This is a genomic window from Alteromonas sp. IB21 (assembly GCF_016405965.1).
Lineage (GTDB): Bacteria > Pseudomonadota > Gammaproteobacteria > Enterobacterales > Alteromonadaceae > Alteromonas.
This window is the reverse complement of the sequence record NZ_JAEFCD010000001.1, coordinates 428,284-435,572: the sequence shown is the minus strand read 5'-3', so window position 1 is coordinate 435,572 and position 7,289 is coordinate 428,284. Positions and strand designations below refer to the sequence as shown.

The following is a 7,289-nucleotide window of genomic DNA, read 5'->3' as shown; positions in this document are numbered from 1 at the left end:
GCGGACTTAGAAAAAGCTGCTTAACTGGGTTGTGTGAATTTGCTTGACCACGTCACGGTATACTCAAGCAAGAGTTCTTAATCTATCGATGTAAAACGATAGAGGAATTAAATATACTCGTTACCGAATCAATTAAGATTTACAACGAAATGAGACCGCACCTTAGTTTGGATATGAAAACTCCTAATCAGGTGCACAATCAAAAAGGCCAGCTACTGGAGCTGGCCTAAAAACTGTCAACCTATCTTAGGACGGGTCAATGCTTTTATGTCAGTCTTTACATAGAAATGATGGGCGCTATGCACTTAACGCAAGTAGAAGGAAATTGGCGGTATGCCTATACCTTATAAGGCGGTAATTCGGTTCGTACAACCTTTACGCCAATCAGCTCAACTTCGCCGGTGTACCTATCTTCGCCGTTACTCGAAAATTCGAAGTTGAACAAACTGTGCCAGTCTGGCTTTCCATATTTGAATGAAAATCGTGTTTTGGCTCTTGCTACACTCAACAATTGTAAGTTGTGTTTATCGCAATACTGCTTTAAATACGTGTTTGTTTGTTCGGAAATGGCGCGAATACGCCAAAACTGATAGCCCGTAAACCCGATAACCATCCATACCACCAACTCAAGTAACGTCATTTACTTTCTCGCTTGTGCAAACAGTTGTTGAAACGCGTTTTTGAGAACGATTGAGTTCGTATTGGAATGCAAAAGCGTAAGCACTTGTCTGCGTAATTTCGGGATTTGTACTAAATCTGAGAAAAAACCTGCAAATAAAGCGCCTTGATGACCTTCTTTCTCATCGATTTTTGCCGTTTGTTCTAAGAAGGCACTTAGGAGTAACGGTTCCATTTGTTCGAAGTGGCGTGCGGCAATAACGCTAAGAATATCCAGTCTTTGTGATTTCTCATGTTTTAACAAATCAAGCAGTTTACTATTTATCTCAGAATTAAAGGTTCCTTCGGAGGTTCCCCTCAGCGCCGCTAAATTGATATCAGCACTTTTGTCTATTTCGCTTAAAAACACGGCTAACAAATCTTCAGAAAGAGTAACGCTTTCACTCATTTCCATAAAAGTATTAAGGAATACAGTTGAGTAAAGCGATATGTTGTGTCTAATCGCACTTTCTAAAGTACCTCGTTTGGGGTGTGCGCTAAAGCGATGTACAAAATCCGCGACGCTTTGCATTGAGATGTGCTGCCAGTCAACAAGCTGCGGCGCTTGGATATAGGCCTCAACGCTATGTACTTCTTCACTTAAAGGTTGGCTTAGGGTGCGTTTAACTAGTGCGTTAAATTGAGCAAGCTGCGATTGATTGGGAACAAACGAATAAGGATTGTCAGGCAGTGTTTGTGCGTTTTCAGTATCTTCAGCAACCGACTGACCTAATGCCTCAACAATAATCTCTAGAAAGTGATTCCTTGCAGCGGCCACCACTAAGCCTTGCTCATCAAGCGGCAGTTTCACAAACCAAATATAGTGTTGCGTAGAGGCATTTTTATTCCAAAAGACGATGCCGAACCACGCATGCTGCTGACGAGGGTAGGGCGCGTAAGCACTGCCGTTTTCTATTTCTAGAAAAGTCTGACTATCTGTGGGTTCAAGGCGACGACCTAAATCAAAAACCTGGTATTCAGTGCCTGCATGTAACAAAAACTCGCTGATAGAATTAATACTGTTAGCGCTCATAACTCGTTCCAAAATACTGCTTTAATCAAAATTTGCCAGGCTGTCACATCTATTTAAAGGGGCACGTCGATGAGATACCGCCAACAAAGACGGATAATGGTATCACAGCAGGTGAATTTCAACGATAAGACACGCGGACTTATGTAGATCTTTAGCCCCTGATATACTGCGCGCTTCGAAATAGAAGTTTTTTTGCGGAGTTGCTGTGAGTAAAGTGAGTAGTGCCTGTCACAATGCACTAGGTAGGGCATTGGAGCAGTTAGAAACTGCTATGGAACAAGAAGGTGTTTGGCCTAAGAAAATGCCTGCTGAGCAAGAACTTAAAAATGCCACGGAAAGTGCAGTTCCTTTTGCGGTCGACTGTTTAGCGTTTGAGAGTTGGTTGGCTTTTATTTTTATTCCCAAAATGCGCATTTTGTTGAAACAGGAAATGCCTTTACCACCCATGCAAATTGCGCCCGCAGCAGAAATATATCTGTCATCGGCGCATCAGCGCACTCTGTCCCAGCTTCAAGTTATTGATAATATTGCCAATGGAGACATTGGGTGAGCAAACACAACGCACTATGCAGAACGATTTAAAAGGCCAATTAACTGTGCATTCAGATGAGCAAATAATAGAAAAGGCAAGCGTTGGTGAGGAAGATATTGTCAATGCTCTTCATTTACCTGTGCTGTACCAAGATGAACATATCATCGCGATTGAGAAGCCGCCTGGCCTACTAGTACACAGAAGCCCGATTGATAGACATGAAACGGTGTTCGCAGTACAGACACTTAGAGACCAAATAGGCCAGCACGTCTATCCTGCTCATCGTTTAGACCGACCCACTTCAGGTGTGCTGGTGTTTAGCTTTAGCTCAGAAATTGCAGCAAAGCTTGGACAGCAGATGATGGACAAGCAGGTAGTAAAAACGTATCACGCTATAGTTCGCGGTTTTGTGCATCACACAGGGTATATCGATTACGCCCTAAAATACCGCTACGACAAAATTGCAGACAAGCATAAGCGCCCGCAGCAGCCGCCACAACCAGCATCAACTATGTATCAGTCAGTGGCAAAATTCGAAGTGCCTGAGCCTGTGGGCAAATACCAAAGTGCACGATATTCGCTAGTTAAGCTTTCTCCTAGTACCGGTCGTAAACATCAGCTTCGTCGGCACATGGTTCATATTCGTCACCCCATTATCGGCGACACGACCCACGGGGACGGCAAACAAAACAAATTCGCCAAGCAGCACTTTAATTTTAACAATTTGGCCTTAAGTTGTACTCAAATGGGCTTTTCTCATCCTGTCACTGGAAAGTGGGTATCAATTAATTCACAGATGCACAGTGAAATGCGACTATGGCTCGAAAAATTAGCGCCGTTTTGCGTTTAGGTTGATAAAATAGTAAGAATTTCCGCCTGTCGACAAAGGCGACGATCATTGGTTTAAGAGGTAAAAATGGCAACATTGAAAATTATTGCGGGTACAGTTTACGGCAATGCGCAACACGTAGCTGAGCAGGTGGAAGAGAACTTAGCTGAACAGGGCGTGGATTGCTCACTAGAAAGCGACCCGTCGGTTGCAGATTTTACTGATGCTGACGCACTTTTGATCATTACCTCTACAACAGGGCAGGGCGATGTACCACCAAACCTTGAGTCTGTGTTTTCAGATCTGAAAGACGAATCGCCTATGCTAACCGGCAAGCCATTCGCGGTAGCAGCGCTAGGCGATAGCAGCTATGGCGATAGTTTCTGTGGTGCAGGTAAACAGTTTCATGCGTTACTGATCGAGCTACAAGGTAACGCAGTTGCCGACATGTTAGAGGTTGACGCGATTGAAACCCTAGAGCCCGAAAAAGACGTAGTAGAGTGGGTAAACACCATTAAAGATAAGCTGTTGGCTTAAGTCTTAGAAATGTTCTGATTACGAAAAGAAAGAGGCGCATAAGCGCCTCTTTTAATTTGTGAGTCTTTCAGCATGTGGCTCGGCTAATTGAAATTAACCCGAGCCGTTAGCGATAAGCCAGAAATACTGCTTATTCTACGCCGCGAAGTAGCGCGTTGATACCTACTTTCGCGCGGGTCTTCGCATCTACTTTCTTCACGATGATAGCGGCGTAAAGGCTGTATTTACCATCTGCGCTTGGCAGGTTACCCGCCACGACTACTGAACCTGCTGGTACACGGCCATAGTGAACTTCACCGGTTTCGCGGTCATAAATACGAGTGCTCTGACCGATGTAAACGCCCATTGAGATAACAGAACCTTCTTCAACAATCACGCCTTCTACGATTTCAGAACGCGCGCCGATAAAGCAGTTATCTTCAATAATGGTGGGGTTAGCCTGAAGCGGTTCTAATACGCCACCAATGCCCACGCCACCAGAAAGGTGAACATTCTTACCAATTTGCGCGCACGAGCCTACTGTCGCCCATGTATCAACCATAGTACCTTCGTCAACGAACGCACCAATGTTTACGTAAGAAGGCATAACAACCACGTTCTTGCCTACGAATGTACCCGTACGTACCGCTGCTGGTGGAACAATACGCGCGCCGTCAGCCGCAAACTGTTCAGCAGTATAGTTTGTATACTTAAGCGGTACTTTGTCATAAAACTTACTTTCGGCGCCTTCAATCACATCGTTGTTGTGAAGGCGGAAGAAAAGTAAAACAGCTTTTTTAAGCCATTGATGTACTACCCATTCGCCAGCAATCTTCTCCGCAACACGGCCTTTACCGCTGTTAAGGAGGTCGATAGCTTGTGCTACTGCATCTCTTACTTCATCAGGAGCAGATGAAGGGCTAATGTTGTCGCGATTTTCGAAGGCGTCTTCAATAATGGCTTTCAATTCATTCATGGTATTGTGATATCTTCAAGTTGGTCGAGTTTAAACAGGATCCGCTTTTTAAGGTTTACCTGTTGTTCTTGGGTTAATGCTTTGCCAGCGTCATTGCTGACGATAAAAATATCTTCAGCTCGCTCGCCTATGGTGGCAATTTTTGCAAGCTTTAACGTCATATTAGTATCAACGAATGCATGCCCAATTTTAGCTAAAATGCCCGGAGCGTCCAAGGCTTCTAACTCAATAAGTGTGGCTTCATCGTTGATACTGAAAAAACGAACCTTAGTGGGTACGTCTAATTGCTTCATTTGTCGGGGTAATTTGCGCCTGTTTTCGTGCGAGCGCCCCGGTTTTTCTAATTGGGCAGAAATAGCATTTTCAATAGACGAAATGCGAGACTCGGAACTTATCCGGCTTCCATCGTTTTCAAGGATAAGCATGCTGTCAAATACATAGCCATCACGTGTTACTGTGACGTGGGCGTCATGAATTGAACAGTTCCGACTATCGAGAACAGACGCGACTTGAGCGAATAAAGCTTTTCTGTCTTTGCCGTAAACAAACACCTCAGTGCCACCTTTTGCGCTGTTATCGTTTGCTTTAACAAGTAGCCCATCGTGTTCAGGCGAAAGCCAATCATCTTGCGCCTTTATGATCTCATCGGTGTGCCACGCAATTTGCGTGGGTTTAAAGCGAACAAAATAGTCGTCATCAAGGCGTGCCCATAATGCATCAATGGAAATAGGATCGATAGCTCGCTCCTGTAAAATTTGTCTCGCTTGATGCTTATGCGTTGCAACGCGTTCGTTAAGCGTTACCTGACACTGTAAGCCATTGTCTAACGCCTTCTGTGTCATTAGGTAAAGTTCGCGAAGTAGCGAGGCCTTCCAGTCGTTCCATAGATTGTCGTTAGTTGCTCGGATATCAGCAAGGGTAAGTGTGTAAAGCAAGTTTAGGTGATTGTGGCTTCGTACCGCACTTGCAAATTCACTAATAACATCAGGATCGTAAATGTCGCGACGTTGGGCTACCACGGACATGAGCAAATGGTTTTCAACTAACCATGCGATCATTTCAGCGTCGTCACTGGGTACGTTATGCTGCTTACAAAATTTCGCGACATCTTGCGCACCTAATGTCGAATGGTCGCCATTTCGGCCTTTTGCGATATCGTGGAAAATAGCGGCAATATAAAGCACTTCAGGCTTATCTAGGTTTCTGCAAATTCTGCCACAGCGCGGAAAATCATTGTTCTCTTTTGAGAAAAAATAATTTACATGCTTAACGAGTCTGTGGGTATGCTCGTCTACCGTGTAGGCGTGGAACAGGTCAAACTGCATCATGCCTACAATCGTATCCCATTCAGGTAAATAAGCCTGCAAAATACCGTACTGGTGCATGATGTCCCACGCAAAATCGAAAAATTCAGGCTGCTTCATTAAACGCATGAACTTTTCACGACACAGCGGTCGCTCTACATAGTATTCAGCCTCAAAAGCACGGTGAGCATTTCGCAGCTGACGAATACAGATGGAGCTAAGGCCTCTCACTTCAGGAGTGTTGGCCACCAAATCCAAAAAATCCAAGATTGCTTCAGGTGATGAAAATACGCTTTCATGCCTTGGCGAAATCATATTGTCGAGAAGCTCGAAATCGTCATTTATCACAACGCTTTTTTGAACGCTTTGATTTAGCATATCGTATTTAAAGCGTTGAAGAAGCATTTGGTTAAGCTCGGAGACACGGGCCACCGTGCGGAAAAAGTCGCGCATCATTTTTTCAACCGACTGCTTACCTTCTTCTCCGTACCCCATCATTTTGGCGACGTCGGGTTGGTAATCGAAAAGTAATCGGTTTTCGCTTCTACCAGCAATCAAATGAAGTGCGCAGCGCATTTTCCAAAGATGCATACGACAGGCAATTAACTCACTGTGCTCTTGCTCGGTAAAGTAGCCGTGACCCACCAAATTCCAGCCGTCATACTCTTTAAAGTGCTTTTTCGCTACCCAGCCAATTGACTGAATATCGCGCAAACATCCCGGGTTTTCTTTGATATTGGGTTCAAGGTTGTAAGCGGTGCCGTTGAACTTTGCATGACGTTTCTTCTGTTCATCATACTTGGCGGAGAAAAACGCTTTACTAGACCATGAGTTTCTACCATTAACCTCGTCCCACAATTTTTCAAATGTGGTTTCACTGCCGCAAAGCAAGCGGCTCTCAACTAAGTTGGTTGCAATAGTAATATCGTCTTTAGCTAACTTTACCGTTTCTTTGATTGTGCGAACGGATTGGCCTACGTCAAGTTTGATGTCCCACAATAGAGTAATGAACTGGCCAATCTTCTCTTGAATTTCAGGCTTCAATTTCTTTTTACTGACAATAAGTAAATCAATGTCAGAGTAGGGCTGTAAATGACCTCGGCCGTACCCGCCTACCGCGCAAAGTGAAAGTTCGTCTACGGTGTCAAGACCATAAAGTTGCCAAAGGTGACAAAGAAGCGCATCGACAAACTGTGCACGTCCAGTAACTAATTGGTTAACAGGCGTTATGTCGAAGGATTCGGATATCCATGCATAACTGGCTTCCACGCAAGACTTTATTGCCGGAATATCATCCACAGAGTTTATGGTGTCGAGATTCTTTATCAGTGATTGCAGCGTCAAAATGCACCTTCGAATTAGACTTCTTTTTAAACGCTACGAACAATAGCATGAATTTGTAACAATTCGCAGTAGCAAATTACTGCATAAGTTAGGTTGAA

Annotated in this window: 7 protein-coding genes and 1 pseudogene; 4 read left to right on the top strand and 4 right to left on the bottom strand. The window is 44.3% G+C overall.

Annotated features, from left to right (window positions below):
* Window positions 1–53: 53 nt before the first annotated feature.
* Window positions 54–230, top strand: a pseudogene (locus JC525_RS01830) (IS3 family transposase); the annotation flags it as partial.
* Window positions 231–337: 107 nt separating this feature from the next.
* Here JC525_RS01830 and JC525_RS01825 read toward each other — a convergent pair.
* A complete protein-coding gene (locus JC525_RS01825) occupies window positions 338–640 on the bottom strand; it encodes a DUF3301 domain-containing protein (protein WP_198813854.1) in 303 nt (100 codons plus the stop codon).
* Entirely contained in the window at window positions 641–1,690 is a 1,050-nt protein-coding gene (locus JC525_RS01820) for a DUF3549 family protein (RefSeq protein WP_198813852.1), read from the bottom strand.
* Between the two features lie 205 nt (window positions 1,691–1,895).
* Between JC525_RS01820 and JC525_RS01815 the strand changes: the two genes are divergently transcribed.
* The 3 genes from JC525_RS01815 (at window position 1,896) to JC525_RS01805 (ending at window position 3,588) form a co-directional block, all read left to right on the top strand.
* The gene (locus tag JC525_RS01815) at window positions 1,896–2,240 is read left to right on the top strand and encodes a YqcC family protein (RefSeq protein WP_232362808.1); all 345 of its coding nucleotides are present in this window, start codon (window positions 1,896–1,898) and stop codon (window positions 2,238–2,240) included.
* Window positions 2,233–3,072 (top strand): tRNA pseudouridine(65) synthase TruC, encoded by an 840-nt coding sequence (truC, locus tag JC525_RS01810; RefSeq protein ID WP_198813850.1) that lies wholly within the window; start codon window positions 2,233–2,235, stop codon window positions 3,070–3,072. The genes JC525_RS01815 and truC overlap by 8 nt, the downstream gene beginning before the upstream one ends.
* A gap of 66 nt (window positions 3,073–3,138) precedes the next feature.
* Window positions 3,139–3,588: a flavodoxin gene (locus tag JC525_RS01805; protein WP_198813848.1), complete on the top strand. Its 450-nt coding sequence runs from the start codon at window positions 3,139–3,141 to the stop codon at window positions 3,586–3,588.
* A 130-nt stretch (window positions 3,589–3,718) separates the two neighbouring features.
* Here JC525_RS01805 and dapD read toward each other — a convergent pair whose 3' ends face one another.
* Both dapD and glnD read right to left on the bottom strand, forming a co-directional pair.
* A complete protein-coding gene (dapD, locus tag JC525_RS01800) occupies window positions 3,719–4,543 on the bottom strand; it encodes a 2,3,4,5-tetrahydropyridine-2,6-dicarboxylate N-succinyltransferase (protein ID WP_198813846.1) in 825 nt (274 codons plus the stop codon).
* Window positions 4,540–7,191 carry a [protein-PII] uridylyltransferase gene (gene glnD / locus JC525_RS01795; RefSeq protein WP_198813844.1) on the bottom strand — a complete coding sequence of 884 codons (2,652 nt, stop codon included), beginning with the start codon at window positions 7,189–7,191 and terminating at the stop codon, window positions 4,540–4,542. The genes dapD and glnD overlap by 4 nt, the downstream gene beginning before the upstream one ends.
* Window positions 7,192–7,289 lie beyond the last annotated feature (98 nt).